This window comes from Acetobacter sp. DsW_54, from assembly GCF_002153575.1.
GTDB lineage: Bacteria > Pseudomonadota > Alphaproteobacteria > Acetobacterales > Acetobacteraceae > Acetobacter > Acetobacter fabarum.
On record NZ_JOPD01000064.1, the window covers coordinates 1 to 524 of the forward strand.

The following is a 524-nucleotide window of genomic DNA, read 5'->3' on the forward strand; positions in this document are numbered from 1 at the left end:
CCGGCTGCTCCGGCTCCGGCAGATGGCGCTGCAGCTCCTGCCCCCGGCCCGGCCACACCCGCCGCCCCGGATGCCGCAACAACCCCCACACCCACCGATGGCACAACAGCCCCGACCCCGGCCGCCGCTGCCGCAGCAGAAGCTCCTGCGCCGGACGCCAAGGATGACGCCAACCCCTACGGCCTGTCCGCCCTGTGGTCGAACGGCGATATTATCGCCCGTGGCGTGCTGCTGATCATGCTCGTCATGTCGCTTGGCACATGGTTCATCATGATCACCAAGTTCATCGAACAGGGGCGTCTGTTTGCTGCTGGCAAGGATGCCACCAAAAACTTCTGGACCAAGCACAGCATTCAGGAAGGGGCTTCCGCACTCTCCACCTCCTCCCCGTTCCGCTACATTGCCGATACCGGCATTACGGCAGCCGAACACCATGAAGGCACGATGCAGGAAGCCATTGACCTGCATAGCTGGACCTCCATGTCCATCCAGCGTGCGGTCAACAACATCCAGAACAGCCTGCA

1 pseudogene is annotated in these 524 nt (G+C 63.2%); it reads left to right on the forward strand.

Annotated features, from left to right (window positions below):
- Positions 1–524 (forward strand): annotated as a pseudogene (locus HK20_RS12680) (MotA/TolQ/ExbB proton channel family protein); the annotation flags it as partial.